Source organism: Bacillus sp. T33-2, from assembly GCF_002860205.1.
Classification (GTDB): Bacteria; Bacillota; Bacilli; order Bacillales; family Cytobacillaceae; genus T33-2.
This window is the reverse complement of sequence record NZ_PGVB01000002.1, coordinates 205,873-231,593: the sequence shown is the minus strand read 5'-3', so window position 1 is coordinate 231,593 and position 25,721 is coordinate 205,873. Positions and strand designations below refer to the sequence as shown.

At 46.2% G+C, this 25,721-nt stretch carries 29 protein-coding genes; 28 read left to right on the top strand and 1 reads right to left on the bottom strand.

What is annotated here, in order from left to right; all coding sequences use genetic code 11:
• Positions 1 to 37: 37 nt before the first annotated feature.
• The 21 genes from CVD19_RS01440 to CVD19_RS01340 all read left to right on the top strand — a co-directional run bounded on the left by CVD19_RS01440 (position 38) and on the right by CVD19_RS01340 (position 18,763).
• A complete protein-coding gene (locus CVD19_RS01440) occupies positions 38 to 856 on the top strand; it encodes a heptaprenyl diphosphate synthase component 1 (protein WP_101580279.1) in 819 nt (272 codons plus the stop codon).
• Between the two features lie 5 nt (positions 857 to 861).
• The gene (locus CVD19_RS01435; protein WP_101580088.1) at positions 862 to 1,563 is read left to right on the top strand and encodes a demethylmenaquinone methyltransferase; all 702 of its coding nucleotides are present in this window, start codon (positions 862 to 864) and stop codon (positions 1,561 to 1,563) included.
• A gap of 46 nt (positions 1,564 to 1,609) precedes the next feature.
• Positions 1,610 to 2,572: a heptaprenyl diphosphate synthase component II gene (gene hepT / locus CVD19_RS01430; protein WP_101580087.1), complete on the top strand. Its 963-nt coding sequence runs from the start codon at positions 1,610 to 1,612 to the stop codon at positions 2,570 to 2,572.
• 268 nt (positions 2,573 to 2,840) lie between these two features.
• On the top strand, positions 2,841 to 3,287 hold the full coding sequence (gene ndk / locus CVD19_RS01425; RefSeq protein WP_101580086.1) for a nucleoside-diphosphate kinase: 447 nt from the start codon (positions 2,841 to 2,843) through the stop codon (positions 3,285 to 3,287).
• Positions 3,288 to 3,408: 121 nt separating this feature from the next.
• Positions 3,409 to 4,182: a CheR family methyltransferase gene (locus tag CVD19_RS01420; protein ID WP_101580085.1), complete on the top strand. Its 774-nt coding sequence runs from the start codon at positions 3,409 to 3,411 to the stop codon at positions 4,180 to 4,182.
• 144 nt (positions 4,183 to 4,326) lie between these two features.
• Complete coding sequence (aroC, locus tag CVD19_RS01415; protein ID WP_101580084.1) at positions 4,327 to 5,499, top strand: chorismate synthase; 1,173 nt, start codon at positions 4,327 to 4,329, stop codon at positions 5,497 to 5,499.
• Complete coding sequence (aroB, locus tag CVD19_RS01410) at positions 5,499 to 6,587, top strand: 3-dehydroquinate synthase (RefSeq protein WP_101580083.1); 1,089 nt, start codon at positions 5,499 to 5,501, stop codon at positions 6,585 to 6,587. Before aroC ends, aroB begins: the two co-directional genes overlap by 1 nt.
• Positions 6,588 to 6,950, top strand: a complete 363-nt coding sequence (gene aroH, locus CVD19_RS01405; RefSeq protein WP_101580082.1) for a chorismate mutase — start codon at positions 6,588 to 6,590, stop codon at positions 6,948 to 6,950.
• Positions 6,951 to 7,026: 76 nt separating this feature from the next.
• Positions 7,027 to 8,139, top strand: a complete 1,113-nt coding sequence (gene hisC / locus CVD19_RS01400) for a histidinol-phosphate transaminase (protein ID WP_101580081.1) — start codon at positions 7,027 to 7,029, stop codon at positions 8,137 to 8,139.
• Between the two features lie 49 nt (positions 8,140 to 8,188).
• Positions 8,189 to 9,295, top strand: a complete 1,107-nt coding sequence (locus CVD19_RS01395) for a prephenate dehydrogenase (RefSeq protein ID WP_101580080.1) — start codon at positions 8,189 to 8,191, stop codon at positions 9,293 to 9,295.
• A gap of 18 nt (positions 9,296 to 9,313) precedes the next feature.
• Positions 9,314 to 10,606 carry a 3-phosphoshikimate 1-carboxyvinyltransferase gene (aroA, locus tag CVD19_RS01390; RefSeq protein ID WP_101580079.1) on the top strand — a complete coding sequence of 431 codons (1,293 nt, stop codon included), beginning with the start codon at positions 9,314 to 9,316 and terminating at the stop codon, positions 10,604 to 10,606.
• 236 nt (positions 10,607 to 10,842) lie between these two features.
• On the top strand, positions 10,843 to 11,748 hold the full coding sequence (locus CVD19_RS01385; protein ID WP_101580078.1) for a hypothetical protein: 906 nt from the start codon (positions 10,843 to 10,845) through the stop codon (positions 11,746 to 11,748).
• 21 nt (positions 11,749 to 11,769) lie between these two features.
• Positions 11,770 to 13,029, top strand: a complete 1,260-nt coding sequence (locus CVD19_RS01380) for a tetratricopeptide repeat protein (RefSeq protein ID WP_101580077.1) — start codon at positions 11,770 to 11,772, stop codon at positions 13,027 to 13,029.
• A 48-nt stretch (positions 13,030 to 13,077) separates the two neighbouring features.
• On the top strand, positions 13,078 to 13,623 hold the full coding sequence (locus CVD19_RS01375; RefSeq protein WP_101580076.1) for a ReoY family proteolytic degradation factor: 546 nt from the start codon (positions 13,078 to 13,080) through the stop codon (positions 13,621 to 13,623).
• 181 nt (positions 13,624 to 13,804) lie between these two features.
• Entirely contained in the window at positions 13,805 to 14,269 is a 465-nt protein-coding gene (locus CVD19_RS01370; protein WP_101580075.1) for a YpiF family protein, read from the top strand.
• Between the two features lie 139 nt (positions 14,270 to 14,408).
• On the top strand, positions 14,409 to 14,915 hold the full coding sequence (locus CVD19_RS01365; RefSeq protein WP_101580074.1) for a ubiquinol-cytochrome c reductase iron-sulfur subunit: 507 nt from the start codon (positions 14,409 to 14,411) through the stop codon (positions 14,913 to 14,915).
• Positions 14,916 to 14,918: 3 nt separating this feature from the next.
• On the top strand, positions 14,919 to 15,593 hold the full coding sequence (gene qcrB / locus CVD19_RS01360) for a menaquinol-cytochrome c reductase cytochrome b subunit (protein ID WP_101580073.1): 675 nt from the start codon (positions 14,919 to 14,921) through the stop codon (positions 15,591 to 15,593).
• Positions 15,594 to 15,657: 64 nt separating this feature from the next.
• On the top strand, positions 15,658 to 16,419 hold the full coding sequence (locus CVD19_RS01355) for a menaquinol-cytochrome c reductase cytochrome b/c subunit (protein ID WP_101580072.1): 762 nt from the start codon (positions 15,658 to 15,660) through the stop codon (positions 16,417 to 16,419).
• Positions 16,420 to 16,552: 133 nt separating this feature from the next.
• The gene (locus CVD19_RS01350) at positions 16,553 to 17,155 is read left to right on the top strand and encodes a DUF1405 domain-containing protein (protein WP_101580278.1); all 603 of its coding nucleotides are present in this window, start codon (positions 16,553 to 16,555) and stop codon (positions 17,153 to 17,155) included.
• 73 nt (positions 17,156 to 17,228) lie between these two features.
• Positions 17,229 to 18,023 (top strand): sporulation protein YpjB, encoded by a 795-nt coding sequence (gene ypjB / locus CVD19_RS01345; RefSeq protein WP_101580071.1) that lies wholly within the window; start codon positions 17,229 to 17,231, stop codon positions 18,021 to 18,023.
• A gap of 62 nt (positions 18,024 to 18,085) precedes the next feature.
• The gene (locus CVD19_RS01340; protein ID WP_101580070.1) at positions 18,086 to 18,763 is read left to right on the top strand and encodes a zinc metallopeptidase; all 678 of its coding nucleotides are present in this window, start codon (positions 18,086 to 18,088) and stop codon (positions 18,761 to 18,763) included.
• Between the two features lie 88 nt (positions 18,764 to 18,851).
• On the opposite strand, the gene CVD19_RS01335 is transcribed toward CVD19_RS01340, so the two are convergent.
• Positions 18,852 to 19,724, bottom strand: a complete 873-nt coding sequence (locus tag CVD19_RS01335) for a YitT family protein (RefSeq protein WP_101580069.1) — start codon at positions 19,722 to 19,724, stop codon at positions 18,852 to 18,854.
• Between the two features lie 309 nt (positions 19,725 to 20,033).
• Between CVD19_RS01335 and CVD19_RS01330 the strand changes: the two genes are divergently transcribed.
• Genes CVD19_RS01330 through CVD19_RS01300 form a run of 7 tightly spaced genes read left to right on the top strand, consistent with a single transcriptional unit; the run spans position 20,034 to position 25,618 of the window.
• The gene (locus tag CVD19_RS01330) at positions 20,034 to 20,363 is read left to right on the top strand and encodes a nucleotide pyrophosphohydrolase (RefSeq protein WP_180953471.1); all 330 of its coding nucleotides are present in this window, start codon (positions 20,034 to 20,036) and stop codon (positions 20,361 to 20,363) included.
• Positions 20,364 to 20,376: 13 nt separating this feature from the next.
• The gene (dapB, locus tag CVD19_RS01325; RefSeq protein WP_101580067.1) at positions 20,377 to 21,177 is read left to right on the top strand and encodes a 4-hydroxy-tetrahydrodipicolinate reductase; all 801 of its coding nucleotides are present in this window, start codon (positions 20,377 to 20,379) and stop codon (positions 21,175 to 21,177) included.
• A 10-nt stretch (positions 21,178 to 21,187) separates the two neighbouring features.
• Positions 21,188 to 21,613, top strand: coding sequence for a methylglyoxal synthase (mgsA, locus tag CVD19_RS01320; RefSeq protein WP_101580066.1), 426 nt, complete (start codon positions 21,188 to 21,190; stop codon positions 21,611 to 21,613).
• On the top strand, positions 21,600 to 22,313 hold the full coding sequence (bshB1, locus tag CVD19_RS01315) for a bacillithiol biosynthesis deacetylase BshB1 (RefSeq protein ID WP_101580065.1): 714 nt from the start codon (positions 21,600 to 21,602) through the stop codon (positions 22,311 to 22,313). The genes mgsA and bshB1 overlap by 14 nt, the downstream gene beginning before the upstream one ends.
• Positions 22,313 to 23,446: an N-acetyl-alpha-D-glucosaminyl L-malate synthase BshA gene (gene bshA, locus CVD19_RS01310; RefSeq protein WP_180953470.1), complete on the top strand. Its 1,134-nt coding sequence runs from the start codon at positions 22,313 to 22,315 to the stop codon at positions 23,444 to 23,446. Before bshB1 ends, bshA begins: the two co-directional genes overlap by 1 nt.
• Positions 23,447 to 23,453: 7 nt before the next feature.
• Positions 23,454 to 24,662, top strand: a complete 1,209-nt coding sequence (locus tag CVD19_RS01305) for a CCA tRNA nucleotidyltransferase (RefSeq protein WP_101580063.1) — start codon at positions 23,454 to 23,456, stop codon at positions 24,660 to 24,662.
• Complete coding sequence (locus CVD19_RS01300) at positions 24,635 to 25,618, top strand: biotin--[acetyl-CoA-carboxylase] ligase (RefSeq protein WP_101580062.1); 984 nt, start codon at positions 24,635 to 24,637, stop codon at positions 25,616 to 25,618. The genes CVD19_RS01305 and CVD19_RS01300 overlap by 28 nt, the downstream gene beginning before the upstream one ends.
• Positions 25,619 to 25,721: the final 103 nt, after the last annotated feature.

The window sequence follows — 25,721 nt, the reverse complement described above, 5'->3', positions numbered from 1 at the left end:
AGATAAATATAACTTCGGGGAAACAAGGGTGATCCAAATGCAAGACATCGAAAAAACTTTATCAGACATTAAAGGGCGGCTGCATAAGAAGATCTCGCACCCGTATTTGGCCGAAAATGTTTCGGTTCCCGATATTGATGAAGATAAACTGCTGTTGCTGGTCTCCATGCTGGGCCAGATGGACCTTGATGCAGCAAGAATTGAAAACTATACTATAACGACGATGCTCATCCAGGTAGCCCTCGATACCCATGAAATTGTCAGGAATTCACTTCCGGAGGAAGACCCGTTGAGCAATAAAGACCGCCAGCTGATGGTTCTCGCTGGTGACTATTACAGCGGTCTGTACTACAGGCAACTGGCCAAGTCAGGGGATATTGGCGTAATAAAAACCCTGGCGGAAGGCATAAAAGAAATCAATGAAAATAAAATTACTGTCTACCAGCAAGATGCGGATGGTATTGATAAATTGATGAAAAGCATTAAAAAAATTGAATCGGCGCTGTTTGAAAAGCTTTCCGATTATTTCCATTCATCTGAATGGAAAGTGGTCGCACCTAATTTGCTTTTCATCAAACGACTGATCAACGAAAAAAACGCGTTTGTTCAGTCGGGTTCTTCGATTGTTTTTGATGTCTTAAAACGGCTTTCGTTCCCCAGGGCTGACCAAACCATAACTGATGAGCAAAATAAATATTTGATGCTCATTTGTGACCGTTATATTGAGTTCTCCAAAAGCTTGATTGAAACGGCTCTTAATAAAATGCCGATGCTTAACAGCCTCCTTGATGCAAGAATGAAGCTGCTTTTAAGCCAGCATCATTCAATGGCAAAAATTTGCGTGGAAGAAGGGTAAGAGCGATGCAGCAATCAAAAGAAGAGCGCGTTCATAACGTATTCGAAAAAATATCTAAAAATTATGACCAGATGAACTCGGTCATCAGCTTCCAGCAGCACATCAGGTGGCGGAAAGACACCATGAAGAGAATGAATGTGCAAAAAGGAAGCAGTGCCCTTGATGTTTGTTGCGGAACAGCGGACTGGACAGTTGCCCTTGCTGAAGCGGTAGGTGACAAAGGGAAAGTGGTTGGGCTTGATTTTAGCAGAAATATGTTGAAAATTGGCGAACAAAAGGTTAAAGACCGCGGTCTGAAGCAGATCACCCTTATCCATGGAAATGCAATGGAGCTTCCTTTCGAGGAAAATAGTTTTGACTATGTGACGATTGGATTCGGTCTGAGGAACGTTCCTGATTACATGCAGGTGCTCCGGGAAATGCAACGTGTTTTAAAACCTGGAGGAATTGCCGTCTGCCTGGAAACCTCCCAGCCGACGCTGCCTGTTTTCAAACAGCTGTACCAATTGTATTTCCGCTACATCATGCCCTTGTTTGGAAAAGTATTTGCAAAGAGCTATAACGAATATTCCTGGCTGCAGGAATCCGCCCGTGATTTTCCGGATATGAAGGAACTGGCAAGTATGTTTGCGGAAGCCGGGTTTGTGCAGGTGGATTGCAAGCCTTACAGCGGCGGTGTTGCTGCTGTCCATATTGGCCGTAAATAAAAAGACGTTTAGAATTGGAAGAGGATTTTAGAAGCTGGGTGGGCACATGAAATTAACGATGATGTATTCATATTTGAATTCCGATTTAAATGTAATTGAAAAAGAGCTGGAAAAAACAATCCAGGCTGAATCAACGCTGCTGCACCAGGCATCACTGCATTTGCTGCAGGCCGGCGGAAAAAGAATTCGTCCTGTATTTGTTTTGCTTGCCGGCAAATTCGGAAACTATGATATCGATACGATTAAAAACGTCGCTGTTGCACTCGAGTTAATCCATATGGCATCTTTAGTCCATGATGATGTGATTGATGATGCCCAGTTACGGAGGGGGCAGCCGACGATCAAGGCTAAATGGGACAACCGGATTGCCATGTATACAGGAGATTATATTTTTGCCAGGTCATTGGAATTAATGACGAAAATCAACAACCCTGCAGCACACAGGATACTTTCAGATACCATAGTAGAAGTTTGTGTAGGGGAAATTGAACAGATAAAGGATAAATATCATTTTGACCAGAATTTACGGAACTATTTGCGCCGGATAAAGCGGAAGACCGCGCTGTTGATTGCTGCCAGCTGCCAGCTTGGAGCGATTGCTTCTTGCGTTGATGAGGAGATCCACCGCAAGCTTTACCTTTTTGGCTATTATGTGGGCATGTCCTTCCAGATTACTGATGATGTCCTGGATTTTACCGGGACAGAAAAGGAACTTGGAAAACCTGCGGGAGGGGATTTGTTGCAGGGGAACATTACACTCCCGGTATTGTTTGCGATGGAGGATCCTGAAATCCGGCGCCATGTGAAGCAGGTCCATGAAAACATGGGTGCAGCGGAAATGGGAACGATCATCGATTTGATCAAAAATTCCGGAGCAATAGAAAGGTCCTTGGAAGTAAGCGGCCTGTATTTGGATAAAGCCCTTAAAATCCTTGAACAACTCCCTCCAAACCGTGCAAAGAAAACGCTCCGCGATATTGCGAGGTTTATTGGCAAGCGTAAATTCTAGGATAAGAAGCAACTAAAACCGCGGGGCTTCCTGCTATAAGCTCCGCTTTCCATATACGGCGCGAAAAACACAGCTTCTTTTCCTGTTTGACACATAAGAAGCATTTGCCTGAACACAGGCCCCTTTCAGTCCTGCAATACCATTCTGGTTTAAGTTTTTATCATGGCTGCGTTGCGATATAAGTTGCGGAGTTTTCGCAAAAATGATAATATTTTGGGGATTGCTTAAACAGTGATCCATATACATATCATGCCTAGGAGTGGAGTTCATGGAAAAGACTTTTTTAATGGTTAAGCCTGATGGGGTACAGCGCAACTTGATTGGTGAAATCGTTTCACGCTTTGAAAGAAAGGGTTTTCAGCTCGTCGGAGCGAAATTAATGGGCATTCCTAAAGAACTTGCAGAGCAGCATTACGGTGAACATAAAGAGCGGCCTTTCTTCAGGGAACTGGTTGACTTTATTACTTCAGGGCCAGTGTTTGCCATGGTTTGGCAGGGTGAAAATGTAATCGCTGCCGCCCGCCAGATGATGGGTTCTACCAATCCCAAGGATGCGGCACCTGGCACCATAAGGGGAGATTTTGGATTGACCGTCGGCAAAAACGTCATTCATGGGTCTGATTCCCCTGCCAGCGCAGAACGTGAAATTGGCTTATTCTTCAAACAAGAGGAGCTTGCAGAATACTCCAAGTTAATAAATGAATGGATTTATTGATAAAAAACAGCGCTTGTTGCGGCAAGTGCTGTTTTTTTATTAAACTCAGTTCCAATAAATCCGATATAAATAAAAAATAGCATGCTATTTTTTTTGCAGATGATTTAAGGGAGAAGAGGACATGCTTCGCGATTACGAGGATTTTATTGTAAACATACATAAAAAAACTGGCATCAACCTGGCATTATACAAAGAAGCGCAAATGAAAAGGCGTTTGACTTCTTTATATGAAAAAAAAGGCTATCAATCTTTCAACCATTTTTTTCAGGAATTGGACAAGGACAAAGTACTTATGCACGAGTTCCTGGACAGGATGACCATCAATGTTTCAGAGTTTTACCGCAATGCGAAAAGGTGGGAGGTACTGGAAAAGAATATTTTGCCGAAACTTCTCGAAACCAATAAACGGCTGAAAATTTGGAGCGCTGCCTCTTCAACAGGTGAAGAGCCATACACGATGGCCATGATCCTGTCGAAATACGTTCCTCTTTCCCAGGTGCAAATCCTTGCTACTGACATTGATGAAAATGTGCTCGCAAAGGCAAGACTGGGTGTTTACCCCGACCGGTCCGTTAATGAAGTGCCTGCCGATATACTTCGTAAGTTCTTTATTAAAGAGGGTAATTTTTACAAAGTTGCGGATGAGGTCAAGCGGTCGGTCACCTTTAAAAAGCAAAACCTTCTTTCTGATTCTTTCGGAGGGCCGTTCGATCTGATTATTTGCCGGAACGTCCTGATCTATTTCACTGAGGAGGCCAAAGAGGGCCTATACAGAAAATTCAGTTCAGCCTTGAAATCCGGCGGCATATTTTTTGTTGGAAGTACCGAGCAAATTTTCAACCCTGGCCAGTTTCAATTTGACACAGAAGATACATTTTTTTATCGTAAAAAGTAATGAGCCGGATGTCCGGCTTTTTTTGTTTGAAGAGCTTAAAAGCCTTTTCTATGATTAATTTTTAAAATTTTTTGCTACTTATTTTTTAATGCGTGTGATATATTGGTACATAATCCTTTAATGAGTTGAAGGGAGAAAGTGAAAATGAGATATTTAACAGCAGGTGAATCCCACGGGCCACAATTGACGACGATCCTCGAAGGCCTGCCCGCGGGATTGCCACTCACAGCAGAAGATATAAACGGCGAGCTTGCCAGAAGGCAAAAGGGCTACGGCAGAGGCAGAAGGATGCAGATTGAAAAGGACGAGGTGCAAATCACGGGCGGTGTCCGTCACGGTTACACGCTTGGTTCGCCGGTCTCGCTTGTCGTTGAAAACAACGATTGGAAGCACTGGACAAAAATAATGGGGCAGGAGTCGCTTGATCCCGGTGCCGAGGAGGATATTAAGCGGAAAATCACCCGGCCGCGGCCGGGGCATGCCGACCTGAATGGTGCCTTAAAATATGGCCACCGTGACATGAGGAATGTGTTGGAACGATCTTCCGCCCGTGAAACTACAGTCAGAGTCGCTGCAGGGGCAGCCGCTAAAAAACTGCTGTCGTTGCTCGGTATAGAGGTCGCATCACATGTTGTGGAAATTGGCGGTGTTAAAGCAGCCAGCCTTGAATATAAATCATTGCAGGAGTTAAGAGAAACGACAGAGGCATCGCCTGTCCGTTGCTTCGATCCCGCAGCCGCCGAAAAAATGATGGCAGCCATAGATGATGCCAAGAAAAATGGAGATTCAATAGGCGGCATCGTCGAGGTCATCGTTGAAGGAATGCCGGCGGGTGTCGGAAGCTATGTCCATTACGACCGCAAGCTTGACGCCAAACTGGCAGGTGCAATCGTCAGCATCAATGCTTTTAAAGGGGTAGAATTCGGAATTGGCTTTGAAGCTGCCCGCAAACCAGGCAGCGAGGTTCATGATGAAATAGCATGGGATGCTGAAAAAGGCTACTACAGGGAAACAAACCGCCTAGGCGGATTTGAAGGCGGGATGACAACCGGGATGCCAATTGTCGTCAGGGGAGTAATGAAGCCCATCCCTACTTTGTATAAACCGTTAAAAAGCGTTGATATTGACACAAAGGAACGATTCGAGGCAAGTATTGAACGTTCTGACAGCTGTGCGGTACCGGCGGCGTCTGTTGTCGCCGAAAATGTGGTGGCGTGGGAGCTTGCGGCAGCCATTGTTGAGCAGTTTTATTCGGACCGGTTTGATGTGCTGCTTGATTCGGTTAACCGGCAGCGGCAGGCAGCGAGGGATTTTTAATGGATTCAATCCTAATAGAAACAGGCTCGAAAACTTACCCTGTTTTCGTTGGGCACGGAGCCGTGGAAAAGCTTCGAACGTTTTTGGCGGAAAAACTTCCGGGACTCACATCTGTCCTGATTATTACCGACGAGACGGTAGGCAGACTGTATTTGACTGAAGTACAATCAATGATTACCGTACAGTCCGTGCACACCAAAATCGTCCCCGACGGTGAAAAAGCCAAGACGTTTGAAGTATATTATGACTGCCTTTCCTATGCCCTTGAAAAGAAGCTTGACCGCAAGTCATTAATTGTTTCTTTGGGAGGAGGAGCAGTTGGTGACCTGGCAGGGTTTGTAGCAGCCACTTTCATGAGAGGAATACCTTTTATCCAGGTGCCTACGACCATTCTTGCCCACGACAGTGCTGTCGGGGGAAAAGTCGCGGTTAACCATCCGCTCGGAAAAAACATGGTCGGCGCATTCCATCAGCCAGAAGCCGTCCTGTATGATTTGAAGTATTTGCAATCCCTTCCCATACAGGAAAAGCGGTCGGGTTTTGCTGAAGTAATCAAGCATTCCTTGATCAGCGATTTCGCGTTTTACAAATGGCTGAATGAACGGGCGGGCAGCCTGGACGACCTGTCCCCTGACGTGCTGCGGCAGTCTTTGACGAAAGGAATCAGCATCAAAGGGGCGATTGTCAGCCGCGATGAAAAAGAAACGGGAGACCGGGCTTTTTTAAATTTTGGGCATACACTAGGCCACGCTGTCGAAGCAGAATGCGGTTATGGAAAGATGACCCACGGCGAAGCCATTGCAATAGGCATGGTATTCGCACTTTATTTAAGCAGGGCGGTTAAAAATCTTGATTTTGATATCGGGGAATTTACGGACTGGCTCATGAAGCTCGGTTATGTGACGTCTATTCCGGCACATCTCAGTTCAGAACGGCTGCTGGATAGGATGAAACAGGATAAGAAGTCAGTTGGCCAGAGTGTCCGCTTCGTTCTGCTTGAAAAGATCGGGTATCCTGTTGTTGCAGAGATACCTGATGCATTATTAATTGAATCCTTGACAAAATTCCGGGAAATGGGGGGCATGTAAATGATCAGAGGGGTAAGAGGGGCAATCACTGTAAAAGAAAATAATGAGCCAGTCATTGTTTCGTCTACCGAAAAATTATTGAAAGAAGTAATTAAGGAAAATGGGATAGACCCAGAAGATGTTACTTCTGTCTTTATATCGGTTACTGAGGATATTACGGATGCATTCCCCGCAAAAGCACTTCGCCTGATACCGGGATGGACCCATGTGCCAGTAATGTGCATGAGAGAAATCCCCGTTCCATCAGCGCTGCCTCTATGTATCCGGGTAATGATTCATATTTTTACGGAAAAAGCCCAAAATGAAATTGTCCATGTCTATCTGGGCGATGCCACGCAGCTGCGGCCGGATTTGTTAAAATAGCCGCACCCGCAAGCTGGTTCACAATGACTGGGTGCGCTTACCTTAAACAAAGTACTGAAACAAAGAGGTGGATCATATGAAATGGAAAGAACAGATATTATCACTAAATCCTTACCAGCCAGGAAAAACGATAGGTGAAGTTAAAAGGCAATATGGCCTTGATGAAATAGTGAAACTGGCATCCAATGAGAATCCTTTCGGCTGTTCAGTCCGAGTGGGGGACGCCGTGCAGCAGTTGGCAGGAACATCAGCCCTTTACCCGGATGGTTATGCGACTGGACTGCGCGAGGCTCTGGCCGCACATCTAGGCGTGAATGAAGAGCAGCTTATTTTTGGGAATGGTTCAGATGAATTGATCATGATGATTTCCAGGGGTTTGCTGGTGCCAGGGACCAATACTGTAATGGCAGCTCCTACATTCCCCCAATACAAGCATAATGCGGTTATTGAGGGCAGTGAGGCAAGGGAAGTTCCCCTCCTGGACGGTGCGCATGACCTGGAAGGGATGCTCCAGGCTATTGATGCCAATACGAGGGTTGTCTGGCTTTGTTCGCCAAACAATCCCACAGGTGAATACATAGGAGAAACGGAATTGCTGGCGTTTCTGTCCAGAGTTCCTGCGGATGTGCTGGTGGTCCTTGATGAGGCTTACCATGAATATGTTGTTGCCGAAGATTATTATGATGCAATCGAGCTTGCCAACCGTTTCGAAAATTTGATTGTGCTACGCACCTTCTCAAAAATTTATGGCCTGGCAGGCTTCCGGGTAGGCTACGGAATCGGGAACAAGCAGACCATACGTGCGCTCGAACCGGTACGGGAACCGTTCAATGTGAACAGTTACGGCCTTGCTGCGGCAAGAGCGGCTCTTTCTGACCAGGAATTTGTCCAAAAGTGCAGCACGGCCAATAGAGAAGGGCTTCAGCAATTCTATGACTTCTGCAATGAAAACCATTTAGCTTATTATCCTTCCCAGGGAAATTTCATTTTGATTGATTTCGGGGCAGACGGACAGGAGATATTCCAGTATTTATTGGAACGAGGATATATCGTCAGATCTGGAAAAGCACTTGGATTCCCGTCCTGTGTCAGGATAACCATTGGTTCAAAAGAGCAAAACGCTGGTGTCATCAAACAACTGAAGCAAATGTTGGAAACAAGATCAACAGTGTCCGGCCAAAATGGGTAAAATCGTATGGGTTACATAACATAAATTCAGCTATAGAGGCGGTGATCATTTGGAAGGCCGCGTATTTATAATAGGTTTGGGGTTAATCGGCGGTTCCCTCGCGCTTTGCATTAAGCAGGAGCATAAAAACGCTGAAGTGGCTGGCTATGACATTAATAGGGATCAGGCACGGCTTGCGAAAATGATCGGTGTTGTTGATGAAATTGTGGGCCACATTGAAGAGGGTGCACGCACAGCCGATTTGATCATCATTGCTACACCAGTTGCGGAAGCCGAAAAAATCATTGATCTTTTGGCGCAACTCCCCTTGAAACCCGGGGTCATTGTTTCAGACACAGGCAGTACGAAAGCAGGCATCGTCAAAAAGTCAGCTGTCTTAAAAGAACGGGGAGTCCAGTTTATTGGAGGACATCCAATGGCCGGGTCTCATAAAAGCGGGGTAACTGCGGCAAAGAACATCCTTTTTGAAAATGCCTTTTACCTTTTGACACCAGACAGCAGCGGGCATGGGGAAGCCGCAGATGCATTAAAAAAATGGCTGTCCGGCACAAAGGCGAAATTTTTGACTATTTCCCCAGAGGAACATGACGGTCTGGCCGGCGTCATAAGCCACTTCCCCCATCTGATAGCGGCTGCGCTCGTCCACCAGGCGGAGAGGGCGGAGACAGGCCAAAAGCTCGTTACCAGGCTTGCTGCGGGAGGATTCAGGGATATTACCCGAATCGCGTCGAGCAGCCCGGCAATGTGGCGGGATATATTGCTTCACAATAAAGAAGTTCTTCTTAATCTATTAAAACAATGGCATGTGGAGATGGAAAAAATAGAATCGATGCTTATGTCCGCAAATGGTGCAGAAATCTATGATTATTTCTCCAGCGCCAAGGATTACCGGGATGCGCTGCCAGTGAAGGAAAAGGGAGCTATTCCGGCATTTTATGATTTGTTTGTTGATGTACCGGATTACCCTGGGGTCATTTCCGAAATTACCGGATATTTGGCGACATCCCGTATCAGTATTACAAACATCCGCATCCTTGAAACGAGGGAGGGACTTTACGGAGTCCTTGTCATCAGTTTTCAGACGGAAGAAGACCGGGCGAGGGCCGAGGAATGCATCAGGCAAAATACAGATTATGAAATTTCAATTGGGCTTTAAAATCAGGAGGAGTTAATTATGGAAGCGAAAAAGCTGCTTAACAATGTCGCCTCCCTATCCGGAATTGTTGAGGTCCCTGGAGATAAATCCATTTCACACCGGGCGGTTATGTTTGGATCGATTGCTGCCGGAAAAACAACGGTTGAAAACTTTCTTCCAGGCGATGACTGCCTTAGCACCATTTCCTGTTTCAGGAATATGGGTGTTCCAATCAAGCAGGAGGGCACACGGGTTGAAATAGATGGAACCGGGCTGGACGGACTAAAAGAGCCTGAACAAGTGCTGGACGTAGGAAATTCGGGTACGACGATCAGGCTGATAATGGGAATCCTCGCCGGGAGGCCGTTCAACTCAGTGCTGACCGGAGACCGTTCGATCGCAAGACGGCCGATGACCCGCGTAACAAAACCGCTGACTCTTATGGGAGCAAAAATTGCAGGAAGGAAAGGGGCAGAATTCACCCCGATTTCTGTTGCTGGAGGAAGCCTGGCAGGAATGGAATACAAATTGCCGGTCGCCAGTGCGCAGGTTAAGTCGGCTATATTGCTGGCCGGGCTTCAGGCAGACGGAACGACGACTATAATCGAGCCTGAAAAAACAAGGGACCATACAGAGCGGATGATTATGCAATTCGGAGGCAGGATAGAAACCGGCGAAAACACGGTTACGGTTACCGGTGGCCAGCAGTTGAGGGGTACGGATGTCCACGTTCCAGGAGATATATCCTCGGCCGCATTTTTCCTCGTGGCAGGAGCGATTACCCCTAATAGTATGATTGAACTGAGGAATGTCGGTTTAAATCCAACCAGGACAGGCATACTTGATGTGTTGGTGCAAATGGGTGCAAACGTAGAAGTACGGCCTTATAGTACCGCACAGGGCGAGCCAGCGGGGGATATCATAATCAGGTCGTCTGATTTAAAAGGAACAGTGGTCGAAGGAGACTTGATTCCAAGACTCATCGACGAAATCCCGGTCATAGCATTGCTTGCCACACAGGCGGAAGGAAAGACGGTCATTAAGGATGCCCAGGAACTTAAGGTGAAGGAGACAAACCGCATTGATACGGTTGTAAAAGAGCTCGGCAGGCTGGGGGCGGACATAAAGGCGACCGAGGATGGAATGGTCATTTACGGAAGAAAGACATTGACGGGCGGCACAACTGTATCCAGCCACGAGGACCACAGGATCGGAATGATGCTTGCGGTTGCTGCACTTATCTGCCCCAATGAAGTCTTTCTTGAAAGAAGTGAAGCTGTTTCAGTTTCATATCCATCTTTCTTCGAGCATTTGCAGTCACTGATGAAATAGCTGTGTCTCAAATGAGCCTCCCCGGTGCGATGCCGGGGAGGCTTCACTTATTATGCATGAACTCAAGGGCCGTTCAATATTGTTGTACAGCCGGCTTAACAGATTATCTGTTTTTTTGATTCCATGGTTAGTATTTGGCCTGTTCATTTTAACAAACGCTGCGCAGTCCAATTTTACGGGAATATTTTAAATTTTCATACATAGCTTGTCATAAGACCATATGAAAGGTGGTTGTTATGGCTTACATTATCGAAAATGCGCAGCTGTTGAAGGATGGAGTATCATCATTATCAAGCCTGATGATTGACAAGGATAAGATCTTGTTCGTGAGCGACGGTTTCAAAATGTACAAGCACATGAGAATGGATGCCAGCGGTTTTATCATGACACCTCCACACGTCCTCCTGGATGCATCTGTTCCTGTAGATAAGCCGTTTCAAGTCCGAAAAAGCTATTATCTTAACGAGTTCATTTTAAAAGGGTGCACCGCTTTTTTGACCTATGTCGCATTAACACATGAAAACCAGCTGCCAATGAGGATTAAGCAGATGAGGGCAGAACTCGTAGATTGCCCTGTTGATTATATAATCGGTGTGAAAATTCGGGCACCGCTCCTCACCCAAGCCTTTCTGCGAAAGTGCAAAAAAGAGAAGGTGCCGGCAGTTTTTGTGGAAATCAGCGATTTGGACGAGCTGCGGAAAATCCCGTGGGGATGGCTGCGCGAGGCAATGTTTCCATATAACAGCCCGCTGGTCCCGATGTTTTTATGGACAAAAAACAATAAAGAAAAGCGGCAGGCGGCTGGATTCTGGAAAGGAATCATGAAGGCCGAGAAAATTCCGAGCATTTTTGACGAAATTCGCCAAAATGAACCGCTAAAGAAATCTGTATTGATGAAGACAGGAATCTTCCCCAGGAAGTCTCATTTGCATAACGGGGGAGAAATAAGCTACAATTTTTATCTGAAAAGCAACGAAACCGTGAAGGCGAACGAGAAGGAATTATTTTTTGGCCACCAGGCTAGCCTTGCAGTCACTGTCCATAAGGGAAATGTAGTCAGGGCAGGCGGGCAGGTATTCTACCGGCCTGGGACCGGGGAAAATGTACAGATAAGGACACCTGCTTTTTTTGTTGCAAACTAGATAAGGATTGGAAGATTCGCGATGAAAATCATTGAAGAAATTACCGGCCTATTGGAAGATGGACAGCTGGATGAAGCGTTGGCCGCCTATGAAGATATTTTGGCAAATGGCACGGATGATGATAAATTTCTATTGGCTGAAGAGATGTTCCGCTTCGGTTTTCTGGAAGAGACAAAAACGCTACTGGAAAAACTGCTGAACGATTACCCGGAGGAAGGTGAGCTGCTCGTCCTTCTGGCTGAAACATTTCTCGAGATGGGAGACGAAGAAGCGGCGATGCTTGCCCTTGACAAGATCCCTGCTGATGATCCTGCATATCCCCAGGCGCTGTTATTAATGGCCGACATGTACCAGATGGATGGTTTGTACGAAGTAAGTGAACAAAAGCTCCAAAAAGCGAAGGAACTCCTTCCGGAAGAAGTGATTATCGACTTTGCGCTGGCTGAATTATATGCACATCAGGGGAAGTTTGCAGAAGCCATCAAAGCTTATGAAAAAGTGCTGAAGGAGCAGGAAGAGGTTGGAGGCGCTAATGTAAACCAGCGGATGGCAGAAGCTTTGAGCGCCGGCGGCTTATTCGAAGACGCCCTCGTATATTATGAAAAGGCGTTGGCACAGAGATTTGAAATAAACACCCTGTTCGGATATGCATTCACCGCACTGCAGGCCGGGCATAATAAAACAGCAATTGAGAATTTTGAGGATTTGAAAGAGCTTGATCCAGAATACCACTCCCTTTATTTATTGCTGGCCAGGGCGTATGAACGGGAGGAACTTCTGCCCGAAGCATTTGAAGCAATCAAGCTCGGGATCAGGCAGGACGAGTTCAACAAGGAATTGTTCTACTATGGAGGCAAAATCGCGCTCAAGCTTGGGGATGAAGAAGGGGCAGAAACATTGCTTCGTGAAGCTTTGGCTCTTGACCCGGGCTTTAGTGAAGGGGCACTCGTCCTTAACAAACTGCTCGCAAGCCAGGACCGGTATGAAGATGTCCTGGACATCATAAATGCAATTGACGCAAATGAAGAGGAAGAGCCACAGCTGCTATGGGATGCGGCTGTTGCATATCACCATCTGGAGGAATATTCGAAGGCATTAAATAAGTACCAACAAGCATATAATTTCTTTAAACAAGAGAAAGATTTTCTTTCTGATTATGGATATTTTCTCATTGAAGAAGGAAAAAGGGCTGAAGCCGCCGAAATTTTTAGTATGTTGATAAAAAGAGAGCCAGGCAATGAAGAATACCGGGAGTTGTTTGAACGGTTAAGCGGCGAATAACGCATGAAATGAAAATTTGTTGAGTTATGCAGAGGAGGGATTCAGGAAATGGCAACCCCTGTTTCTGTCAACGAGAAAAAGGACTTTATCCGCTGGTTTTTAAACCATTATCAATTGAAAAGACGGGAATGTGTTTGGATCCTCAATTATTTGATGAGCCACGACCAGCTTATGGAAAGGGTCCACTTTGTTGACAATGCCCAATATTGTCCAAGAGGGCTGGTCATGTCAACCCACTGTGTTGATGAAGTGCCATTCCGTTTTTATAAAGAAAACGTGATGACAACAGACGCAGAAAAATCGTTCCATGACATCCGTCTGAACCGTGATGAAGAAATTTACATTCAGCTGAATTTCCATGCTTCAAACAAAGCCCATCAATTTGCTGCTGTCCTTGAGGAAAACCCATATATGCCGAGAAACCTTCAAATCAGTGATAAAGACCGGCTGATTGCCGAACGTTTTCTTGCTGAAAGCATCCAACGCTTCCAAAAGGAAAAGCTGCTCCAGCTTATTGATGAAGCTCTTGACAAACAGGATGAAAAAGCTTTCAAAAGTTTAACCAATCAATTGAAGCAACTCCCGGGGCACTAGCCCGGAAATTACCGCTTGCTTAAATTAAGCAGGCTTTTTATTTTGCCCAAATGGTATAATAACAAAATAAGGGGCGTCGCCCCCATCGCTTTAACGCATTACTTGGTTGGGGGTCAGGCCCCCGGCGCTTTAACGCGTCACATTACCGGGGGTCAGGCCCCTCGATGGAGTTGAATTTTAGATGAAGTGGAATTCTGCTGACGTAGAAATTTATGTAAAATCGAAAGAGTATGTGGATACAATTGTGTTGCCGCTGCTGCCGGTATCTTTCGGTGACGACATCAAGCAGGCTGCCTCGATGACAGAATTTATTTCGCTTTTGTCCATGCAGCTCGAAAGGCAGTTCAAGGGCAGGATCATGCTTCTCCCCGGGTTCACATACTTGACTGCAGATCCCGAAACAAGCCTGTCCAACATTAAACGATGGGAACAGGAATTTCGGGTAAAGCAATTCCAGCATATTTTTTACTTAACATCAGACAGTAATTGGAAACAGCATGAAGCCGGGCTGCATGGTTCATTAATATGGCTTCCGTCACTGCAGATCGGGAATCTGGATGAAAACTACAAAACTTCTATACTGGAAGACCAGGTAAAACAGCTGTTAAATCTATTCGTCCAAAAATGGCGGGAAAAAGAGTCATAATTCTGTATTTAATATGTTTTCAGCATAGTATAATATTGACCTTGTTAAGAGATTGATATATCATGATTATGTCCTAGTTATAAAATGTGTTCCATTTATGTCCGGGGGGACTTATCTTCGTTTTAGAGGGGGGAATATCATGAGCAAGCATCGTGTTACAAGACGCCAATTTCTAAGCTATACCCTCACAGGTGTAGGCGGTTTCATGGCCGCAGGAATGCTGATGCCGATGGTTCGTTTCGCAGTTGACCCTGTTTTGAAGGCGAACGCGGCAGGCGATTTCATTGCTACAAATAAAAAAGTGGCGGACATTACCGAAGAACCAACGCGAGTCGACTTCACGTTTAAGCAGGTGGATGCCTGGTACGAATCCGACGTGACAAACACAGCATGGGTGTATAAGGACGAAGACGGCAAGATTGTTGCCCTGTCGCCGGTATGTAAGCACCTTGGCTGTACTGTGGACTGGAATTCGGATAAGGAGCATCCAAACCAATTCTTCTGTGCATGCCACTATGGGCGTTACACTAAAGACGGAACCAATGTTAAAGGCACACCGCCTTTGAAACCGCTTGATGTTTATCCTTATAAAGAAAAGGACGGCATCCTGTACTTAGGAAAAGCAAAACCTCGGGGGGAGGCTTAAGTCTTGTTAAACAAAATTTACGACTGGGTCGATGAACGTTTGGATATTACGCCATTGTGGCGGGATATCGCAGACCATGAAGTTCCCGAGCATGTAAATCCGGCGCACCATTTTTCAGCGTTCGTATATTGCTTCGGGGGTCTGACTTTCTTTGTAACTGTCATTCAGATACTTTCCGGGATGTTCCTGACAATGTACTATGTTCCGGACATCAAGAATGCCTGGCAGTCTGTCTACTATCTTCAAAATGAAGTTGCTTTCGGACAAATCGTACGGGGAATGCACCACTGGGGGGCAAGCCTTGTCATCGTCATGATGTTTCTACATACTTTGCGCGTATTTTTCCAGGGGGCATACAAAAAGCCCCGCGAGCTGAACTGGGTAGTCGGCGTTCTAATTTTCTTTGTCATGCTCGGACTCGGGTTCACAGGTTACCTGCTTCCGTGGGATATGAAAGCGCTGTTTGCCACTAAAGTAGGTTTGCAAATTGCAGAGGCGACACCTCTGATCGGAACGCAGGTGAAGGTATTGCTTTCAGGGCATACCGACATCATCGGAGCACAAACGCTGACCCGTTTCTTTGCAATCCATGTGTTCTTCCTGCCGGGTGCTTTGCTCGGTTTGATGGGTGCGCACTTCCTTATGATCCGCAAGCAGGGTATTTCCGGGCCATTGTAAAATTTCCTTAAGATAATGCTGTACGGATACGCAAAATTTTAGAAAAAAAGGAGGGGATTGCTCGATGCATCGTGGAAAAGGGATGAAGTTTGTAGGTGACACCCGTGTCCCTGCAGAACGAAAACCGAATATTCCGAAAGACTACTCGGAGTATCCCGGAAAAACAGAAGCTTTCTGGCCTAACTTCCTGCTTAAGGAGTGGCTGGTTGGAGCGGTTTTCCTGATCGGGTATTTATGTTTGACTGTAGCTCATCCGTCTCCGCTCGAGAGGGTGGCCGACCCGACAGACACTTCTTATATCCCGCTGCCAGACTGGTACTTCTTGTTCTTATACCAATTATTAAAGTATGAGTATGCTTCCGGTCCGTTCACAGTAATTGGGGCGATGGTAATCCCGGGGCTGGCCTTCGGCGGCTTGCTTCTTGCTCCGTTCATTGACCGGGGCCCTGAACGGCGCCCGTCCAAGCGCCCGATAGCAACAGGATTCATGCTGCTTGCGATTGCAGGCACCTTTTACCTCACATGGGAGTCCGTTGTCACCCACGACTGGGAAGCTGCCAAAAAGCAGGGGCAAATTTCGGATGTTGAAATTGATAAGGAAGCTGAAGGCTATAAAATTGCTGAAGGAAATACCTGTCTCAGCTGCCATGGCGGTGAGCTGAACGGTGGCACCGGTCCTACGCTGGTGGGGACAGGATTGACACCTGAAGAGATTGCCGACATTGCGAAAAACGGTAAAGGCAGCATGCCTGCAGGCATCTTTAAAGGGACTGATGAAGAACTGCAAAAGCTTTCTGAATTCATTGCAGGCTTGGAAAAAAAATAACACGACAAAAGCTGGCGCCAAAAACCGCCAGCTTTTTTAGTTTCTTCCGTTTTCTGCATCGATAGAATATTTGTAAAGCGGAATCTGCGTTGTTATGATGAAATAGATAATATTGAAACGGGGACACATGATGATTTCAGGTATTTATCCACTTTTGGCCAGCAGGCCGGCACTATGGCTTCTTTTATGGGTGAACATTTTTGGCACTGCTTACGGCTATTACTGGTATGGATGGCAGCTTCGGGAAACGCCTCCGGAATTTTTGCTGTTCGTGCCTGACAGCCCAACAGCGAGCCTGTTTTTTGTGTTTGTGTTAATTGCTTTTTTAAAGGGCAGGAATTGGCCGCTCATGCAGGCACTCGCAATTGTAAGCCTGTTTAAATATGGGATATGGGCAGTTGTCATGAACCTGCTGGTGTTTATTGTGTCAGGAGAATTAGACTGGATCGGTCTGATGCTGATGGGATCCCATTTCGCCATGGCGGTTGAGGGGATATTATATTCCCCGTTTTATCGCATGAAACCAAGGCATCTTATAATTGCGGCAATAATAATTCTTCACAATGAAATCATAGATTATGTATTCAAAATGATGCCAAGGTACCACACTTTGGACCTGTACATGAATGAAATCGGTTATTTTACATTCTGGTTAAGCATATTGTCGATCGGGGTTGGATACTATTTCTGTTTGCGGCCGGGAAGGCTGGAGCTCCCATTTAAATCCTCCCGTTAGGCAGGGGAAAATTTTGGTCTAACCTTGTCCACTCTCTCATACATTTTTAATAGTATTTGGAGGGGGGACAGGAATGAGGGCAAGAGTTTTTTTATTGATCCTGATGATAATGGCAGTTGCACCTCTGGCAGTATACGCAGAACCGACGTCGCCTATCGAAAAGCTTGATCATATTTCCGACGAAGCACTTTTAATGGTAAAGCTTCACAGATATGAAGACGCGAAAAAGATGCTTGCTCACTTTTCAGACCAGTTTCTTGAACTGGCAGGAAAAGGCAAGCCTTTTACAATGGATGAGTTAAGGATAATTACAGTTGCCCATAATGGTGCAGTACAGGCCGCATCCAGTCCGGATATGACCCATGAAAAGCGGATAAATGAGGTCACAAAGTTCAGGCTTGTCATTGACGCAATTTCTTCCACCCATCAGCCTCTCTGGGCCGAGATGGAGGGGCCGATCATGACAGTTTTCGGTGATTTGAAAAAAGCAGCCTATATTGGTGACAACCAAAACTTCCATTCGAATTTAAATTCTTTTCTGTCATTATACCAAGTGATTTATCCCAGCATGAAAATTGATGTAACACCTGAAAGAATCCAAAAACTCGACGCGAAGGTAAGCTTCATTGACCATTACCGGCCGAAGGTATTGTCAGAAGCTTCGGGCCAAAAAGAGCTTGATGCCCTCCAGGCAGATCTTCAGACCATTTTTGACGACATGACGGAAGATGAAGCGGATCCCTCATTATGGTGGGTAATCATTTCAACTGGAAGTATTATTATCCTGACTTTATCTTATGTTGGTTGGAGAAAATATAAAGGGGATCGGGAAATGTTGAAAAATCGCCAGAAAGAGCGAAAGAATTGACACCGAATACCAGCCTGAATAAAATATAGGATAACCATCACGAGCTGATAGGAGGTTCTAAAATGGAATTTCTCATCTATTTTGCGATCATCATCCTGATTCCGCTATGGGCGCAAATGAGGGTGCGCGGCGCCTATTCAAGATACTCGAAGGTACCGTCATCTTCTCAAATGAGAGGCGCAGAAGTTGCGAGGAGGATTTTGGACAACAATGGGCTCTACAACGTGGATGTCCAGGAAACGAGAGGGTTTTTGAGTGACCATTACGATCCGAGAAGCAAGACTGTGCGTCTGTCATCACAAAACTATCATGGGCATTCTGTAGCAGCTGCGGCCATTGCGGCCCATGAAGTTGGCCATGCCATACAGGACCAGGAGAATTATGCATTCCTCCGCTTCCGGCATGCACTTGTCCCGGTTGCGAATATCGGGTCAAATTTCGCATGGATATTGGTTATGATCGGCATATTTGCTCAAATGAGCGGAATGCTTCTGTTGGGTATTATTTTTATGGCATCCGCTGTCCTGTTCCAGGTGATTACGTTGCCAGTCGAGTTCAATGCTTCAAGCAGGGCAATGGATCAGGTTGTTGCGACCGGGATCATCCGCAATGATGAAGAGCGCGAAACAAGGAAGGTATTGAACGCCGCCGCCATGACATATGTCGCCGCAGCAGCAGTTGCCGTTCTTGAATTGCTCCGCCTCGTGCTCATCTATACTGGAATGGCAAGGAATGAATAGAGAAAAAATCCATGCGGTGTAGCATGGATTTTTTTTATGGCAAGGTTTATACAATTCCCGCGAATAAAACTTTGGCTCAACACTCACGTCATCTCTCAAGAGGCAATTTGTTTTCATCGAGGGTGAAGCCTTCGCCGAGTACATCGTGGACAACGGTGACTGACACAAACGCGTGGGGATCCACAGAATTGATTACGCTTTTAAGCCGTACAATTTCATTTTTGCCGACGACACAATAAAGTACATTCCGTTCGGTTTTCGTAAATGAACCTACCGCTTTTAAAGAGGTTACACCCCTGTCCATCTCTTTCATGATCCTTGTTGCTATTTCATCGTTTTTATCAGAGATGATCATCGCTCCTCTGGCGGCGTACGCGCCCTCCTGCATGAAATCGATGACTCTTGCACCAATGAAAACAACAACAAGTGTGTACATCGCTTCCCTGTAATTGAGGTATGTAATGAGCGACAGTGTAATGACGCAGAAATCGAAGATAAACATCGTCCTGCCCATGCTCCAGCCGAAATACTTCATCACCAGCCTGGCGATAATATCAACTCCGCCAGTTGTGCCGCCATAGCGAAAAATGATCCCGAGGCCGACTCCGATGAATACCCCGGCAAATAAAGCTGCCAAAAACAGGTCTTCATACAGAGGCATTTCAATTTGATACCTTTCAAAAACGGCAAAAAAGATCGATACCCCAACCGTACCGATAATCGTATACAGGAATACGCTCCTGCCGAGCAGCTTCCAGCCAAGGAAAAACAGTGGGATGTTCAGCAACAAGTTTGTGATTGCCGGAGACCAGCCAAACAAGAAATAGAGCAGGAGCGTTATGCCGGTAAAGCCGCCTTCTGCCAGGTTATTTTGTATGTTAAAGTGGATGACACCAAATGAAAAAATCGCTGAGCCGAGCAGGATAAACAGGATATTCTTTATTTTAAGTCCGAAAAGCAACGTCATTCCTCCTTATTGATGACCAGACCTCTGGACACTTTGGAAAACTCCCTTAAGTTCCTCGCAGGACAACGCGCTTCTTTTGCCTGTTTTGGAGGAGCTTCCGCATTTATGTAGTAGTATGAATCTGTAACAGCGTTTTTAATTATATAAAATAACCGGCATCCGGGCAATATGTAGAGTTGGAGCCACAGCGGCACGATCTAAAATATTGTCAAAGCCTATGGATTTAGCTAACATTAGGATAAATGGCCTGAGATGGCCTGCTGCTTTTGAAATAATAAATATTTCAATCGAGGTGTACAAATTTTGGCGGAAAAATCCTTGAAAGACCTTCAAAAAGAAGTCGATGCCTACATAAGCCAATTCAAGGAAGGCTATTTCAGCCCGCTTGCGATGCTAGCGAGAATGAGCGAGGAGCTGGGGGAACTGGCCAGGGAAGTCAACCACCATCATGGTGAAAAGCCGAAAAAGTCTGATGAGGCAGACAACACTGTTGAAGAAGAGCTTGCTGATTTGCTGTTTGTCCTGATCTGTTTCGCCAATTCCTTAAATATTGATCTTGCACAAGCACATGACCGTGTCATGCACAAATTCAACACAAGAGACAGGGACAGATGGACCAGAATAGAAGACTGAAAGGGAAGATAAAATGGATAAGGTTAAAGTCGTTATTGCCGGCCCGCGTGGACGGATGGGGCAAGAAGCAGTCCAGCTTGTTTTAAATACGGAAAATTTTGAGCTTGCGGCTGTACTGGACAGAAAGCATGATGGAATGAAATTGCATGAGATCGGCGGGTTCCCCGAAGCTGATGTTCCTGTGTACATAGATATTGAAAAATGCCTGCAGGAGCAGCAGCCAGATGTGCTGATTGACCTGACCACACCGGAATATGGCATGCTGCATGCAAGAACCGCTCTTTTGCATCGGGTACGGCCCGTCATCGGCACAACCGGATTTTCCAAGGCAGACCTTGAGGAATTGGAACAACTCTGTCGGGAGAAGGAAACTGGCTGCATCATTGCCCCCAATTTTGCTGTAGGTGCAGTCTTGATGATGAAGTTTTCGAGATTGGCGGCGAAATACTTCAATAATGTGGAAATAATTGAGCTTCACCATGACAAGAAGCTGGATGCCCCGTCCGGGACGGCTCTAAAAACAGCGGAAATGATTTCACAGGTGAGGCAGCACCAAAAACAAGGCCACCCTGGGGAAAAGGAAACGATTTCCGGCGCAAGGGGTGCAGATTATGAGGGGATGCATATACACTCAGTCCGCCTGCCTGGACTGATAGCACATCAGCAGGTAATGTTTGGAGCTGACGGGGAAACACTGACTATTCGCCATGACTCCTACAACAGGGCATCCTTCATGTCAGGAGTCAAGCTTGCAGTTGACACCGTACTGAATATTGATTCCTTTGTTTACGGACTTGAGAACATTATAGAATAGAGGGTTACCGATGAATATTGCCTTAATAGCACACGATAAAAAGAAAGACGATTTAATCCGGTTTGCCATTGCCTATGAACAAATATTTCAGGAGCATTCCCTCTATGCAACTGGCACTACAGGAAAACGGATCATGGACGCTACATCACTGTCAATCCACCGGTTCCAGTCAGGCCCACTGGGAGGCGACCAGGAGATTGGCTCAATGATTGCGAAAAATACGATGGATGCGATCTTCTTTTTCCGGGACCCGTTGACCGCCCAGCCGCATGAGCCCGATGTATCTGCATTAATCAGGCTCTGTGATGTGTATTCCATCCCGCTCGCTACAAACATGGGCACTGCAGAGATCTTGATAAAAGGAATTGAACGGGGCGATCTCTCCTGGAGGGAAGTGGCTAAAGAAAGCGGAGTGGAACCGGATGGAAATAATTAATCTGGATATACTGGCCTTTGGAGCCCACGCGGATGATGTGGAAATAGGGATGGGCGGCACGGTCGCTAAATATGCTTCTCTTGGAAAGAAAATCGGAATATGCGATTTGACTAAATCGGAAATGTCGTCGAACGGGACAGTCGAGCTGCGCCGGCAGGAAGCCGCCAAGGCCGCCGAAGTATTAGGAGCAGTGGTTCGGGAAACACTGGATTTGCCTGACAGGGGGCTGTACCTGAATGAAGGATATATACAAAAAATTGCCGGTCTGGTCCGCATGTATCGTCCACAGGTGGTGTTTGCGCCTTATTTTGAGGATCGCCATCCGGACCATGGGAATTGCGCCCGGCTTGTTGAAGAGGCTGTCTTTTCTGCGGCAATAAAAAAATTTGATTCAGGCAACGGGCTAATGCCCCACAGGGTTAACCAGATATATTTTTATATGATCAATGGGTTTCATAAACCGGATTTTGTCGTTGATATTTCTGCCTTCATGGATAAAAAGGTGGCAGGGCTGCAGGCGTACGAAAGCCAGTTTGTAAAAGGCCCGGCGAGCTTTGAAACACCGCTGGTCAACGGTTATATTGAAACGGTAGAAGCCCGGGAAAAGATGTTCGGCAAGGAAGCCGGCGTGCAATATGCGGAAGGTTTCAAAACAAAAAACCCGCTGCTGCTCCATGCTGATCTTTTAGGGGATGAATGATGAAAAAACTTAAAATCGGAATCACCTGCTACCCCACAGTAGGTGGTTCAGGTGTTGTCGCAACAGAGCTGGGGAAATTGCTTGCCGAAAAAGGCCATGAAATCCATTTTATTTCATCAGGTTTGCCATTCAGGCTGAACAGGATGTACCACAATATTTTTTATCATCAGGTAGAGGTCAATCAATACTCGGTTTTCCAATATCCGCCCTATGATATTGCCCTCGCCAGCAAAATGGCCGAGGTAGCGAACCGTGAAAATCTTGATGTCCTCCATGTCCATTATGCAATCCCGCATGCGGTTTGTGCAATTTTGGCACGGGAAATGGCGGGCCGTGACATAAAAATTGTCACTACTCTCCACGGAACGGACATCACCGTTTTGGGATATGATCCGTCTTTGACGGATGCAATCAGGTTTGGAATAGAAAAATCCGATGCGGTTACCGCTGTTTCCAATGCATTAATCGCACAAACCTATGATTTAATCAAGCCTGAAAAACCAATTTCCTGTGTTTATAACTTTATTGACAGCCGTGTTTATAAGCGGCTTGAAGTACATAATTTAAGGCGGGAATTCGGTATTCACGACGGGGAAAAGGTCATCATCCATGTTTCCAACTTCAGGGCAGTCAAAAGGGTGCCAGATGTGGTTAAATCTTTTGCAAAAATAGCGGAAACAATGACTGCAAAGCTGCTGCTTGTCGGGGACGGCCCGGAAATGAAAACTGTGTGCGATCTTGTCTCTGCCCTTGGGATACAGGAAAAAGTCCTGTTCCTTGGAAGGCAGGATAACCTTGAAGAATTATATTCGATGAGTGACTTGATGCTGCTCCTTTCCCAGAAGGAAAGCTTTGGGCTTGTGGCCTTGGAAGCTATGGCATGCGGGGTGCCGTGCATCGGCACAAACATCGGAGGGATTCCTGAAGTGATCGAGCACGGCCGGTCCGGTTTTATCTGTGAGCTTGGAGACATCACGGACATTGCATCCAAATCGATAGAATTGCTTTCTGATACCGGTATGCACCAGGCGTTTGCCGCACAGTCAATGGACATCGTGAAGCAAAAATTTGGCGCGGATAAAATTGTTGGCGAATATGAAAAGCTCTATTACGATTTAACCGGGAATGGGTGAACAGGAAATGAATGAACCATTTACACAAGCCGTTCCAATCATCACAAAAATTGAAGAAGCCGGTTTTGAGGCCTACTTTGTTGGCGGGTCTGTGAGAGACCAGTTGCTCGGACGCCCTGTCTCCGACATCGATATTGCATCCTCTGCCACGCCTGCCGAAATCAAGCTTATATTCCCGAAAACGGCAGATGTCGGAATTGAACATGGGACAGTTCTTGTGCTGTACGGGGGAGCCTCATATGAAGTCACAACCTTCAGGGCAGAATCACAGTATACTGATTTCCGGCGGCCTGACCGGGTCGAATTTATCCGGTCTTTAAAGGAAGACCTGAGACGGCGTGATTTTTCGATGAACGCTATGGCAATGGACAGGCATGGATACATCATCGACCCGTACGATGGCCGGGTCGCAATCAACAATAAGCAAATTGTGACAGTGGGCGCCCCTGAGGAAAGATTCCGGGAGGATGCATTGCGTATCCTAAGGGCATTAAGGTTTGTAAGCCAGCTTTCATTCTCTATCGAATCTCGAACTTTATCGTCCATCAAAAAGCTGTCCGGCCTTCTCGAAAAAATTGCTGTCGAAAGAAAAACGGCGGAATTTGAGAAAATGCTGACAGGGCCTGCCAGAGAAAGGGCGATGCGTTTGACATCTGAAACCGCGGTCTATCGATATTTGCCCGGCCTTTCCCAACAATACGCCAGTTTCTTGCAGTTTGCATCCTATAAGACCAGCCATCTTGATGTTGAAGAGATGTGGGCGCTACTGATCTATAGCCTTAACCTTTCCGGAAAAGGTGCCGAGCAATTCTTACGTGAGTGGAAGCTGCCGGTAAATCGAATAAAAAAGCTGCTCAAGATTGTGCGATGGCTTCAATACCGAATGGAACATGACTGGGATTTGCAGGCTTTGTACGAGTGTGGCATCGAAACAGCGCTGAATACGGAACGGGTATTTAACACTATTTTTCAAGGCCGCGGAAATCATGAAAGCCATTTGATCGGACTTTTTGACAGCCTTCCGATTAAGGAACGTTCTGAGGTTAACGTTACCGGCAGCGATTTAATGGAATGGAAAAACAACAAGGCCGGGCCCTGGATAAAAGAGATGCGTGAGCAAATAGAAAAAGCGATCATAGCGGGAGAGCTTGATAATCATAAACAGCAAATAAGGGAGTGGGTCGGAAAGTGCAATCGGAATTGCGAAGAAAATTGATTGATGCTTTCACGGACGCGGACCAGGAGTTCTTGTCCGGCCAGTATTTGGCAGACCTCGCAGGCTGCTCCAGGACGGCTGTCTGGAAACATATAGAAGAACTCCGCAAAGATGGATTTGAATTCGAAGCAGTCAGGAGAAAAGGTTACCGAATTTTGAAGACATCGCAAAAAGTATCAGCCGACGAAATCAGTTTCGGTTTAAAAACTGAATTTTTGGGACGGAACCTCCATTATGAGGATTCTGTCGATTCGACCCAGAAAATTGCCCATCGCCTTGCCTATGACGGTGCACCAGAAGGAACAGTCGTCATAGCCGAGGAACAAACCTCAGGAAGGGGAAGAATGGACCGGAAGTGGCATTCTCCAAAATATACCGGAATCTGGATGAGTGTGCTGCTCCGCCCCAATATTCCTCCCCAAAAGGCGCCTCAGCTTACTTTGATAGCTGCGGTGGCAATTGTCCAGGCTATCGAAGAAACTACAGGGTTAATCCCTGAAATCAAATGGCCAAATGACATCCTGATCGATGGAAAAAAAGTGACCGGGATCCTGACCGAGCTCCAGGCAGAATCCGACCGGATCAATGCGATCATTATCGGAATCGGCATAAACGTGAACCAGAAGAAGGAAGATTTCCCCGACGAAATTGCGGAGGTTGCTTCTTCACTTGCAATAAAGGCAGGCAGTCCGCTTTCCAGGGTGAAACTGGTCCAGGCAGTACTCAAAAATCTTGAAAAGCTGTATATAACCTATCTGGACGCAGGGTTTTACCCTGTAAAGCTTCTCTGGGAAAGCTACGCGGTCAGCATAGGCAAAGTGGTTACCGCAAGGACTTTGACAGGCAGCATCAAAGGCAAGGCATTAGGAATAACGGATGACGGCGTGTTAATGATCGAAGAACCCACGGGAGAAATACGCCATGTTTATTCAGCTGACATCCTGCTAGGTAATTGATAATTACAGTAGCCATAAGCCATAATCATTTGCTATACTTTTGTTGGGCAGTATCCGAGGAACTGCACCCGGTTGTTTTCTATGTTCACTATATTAAATTCTG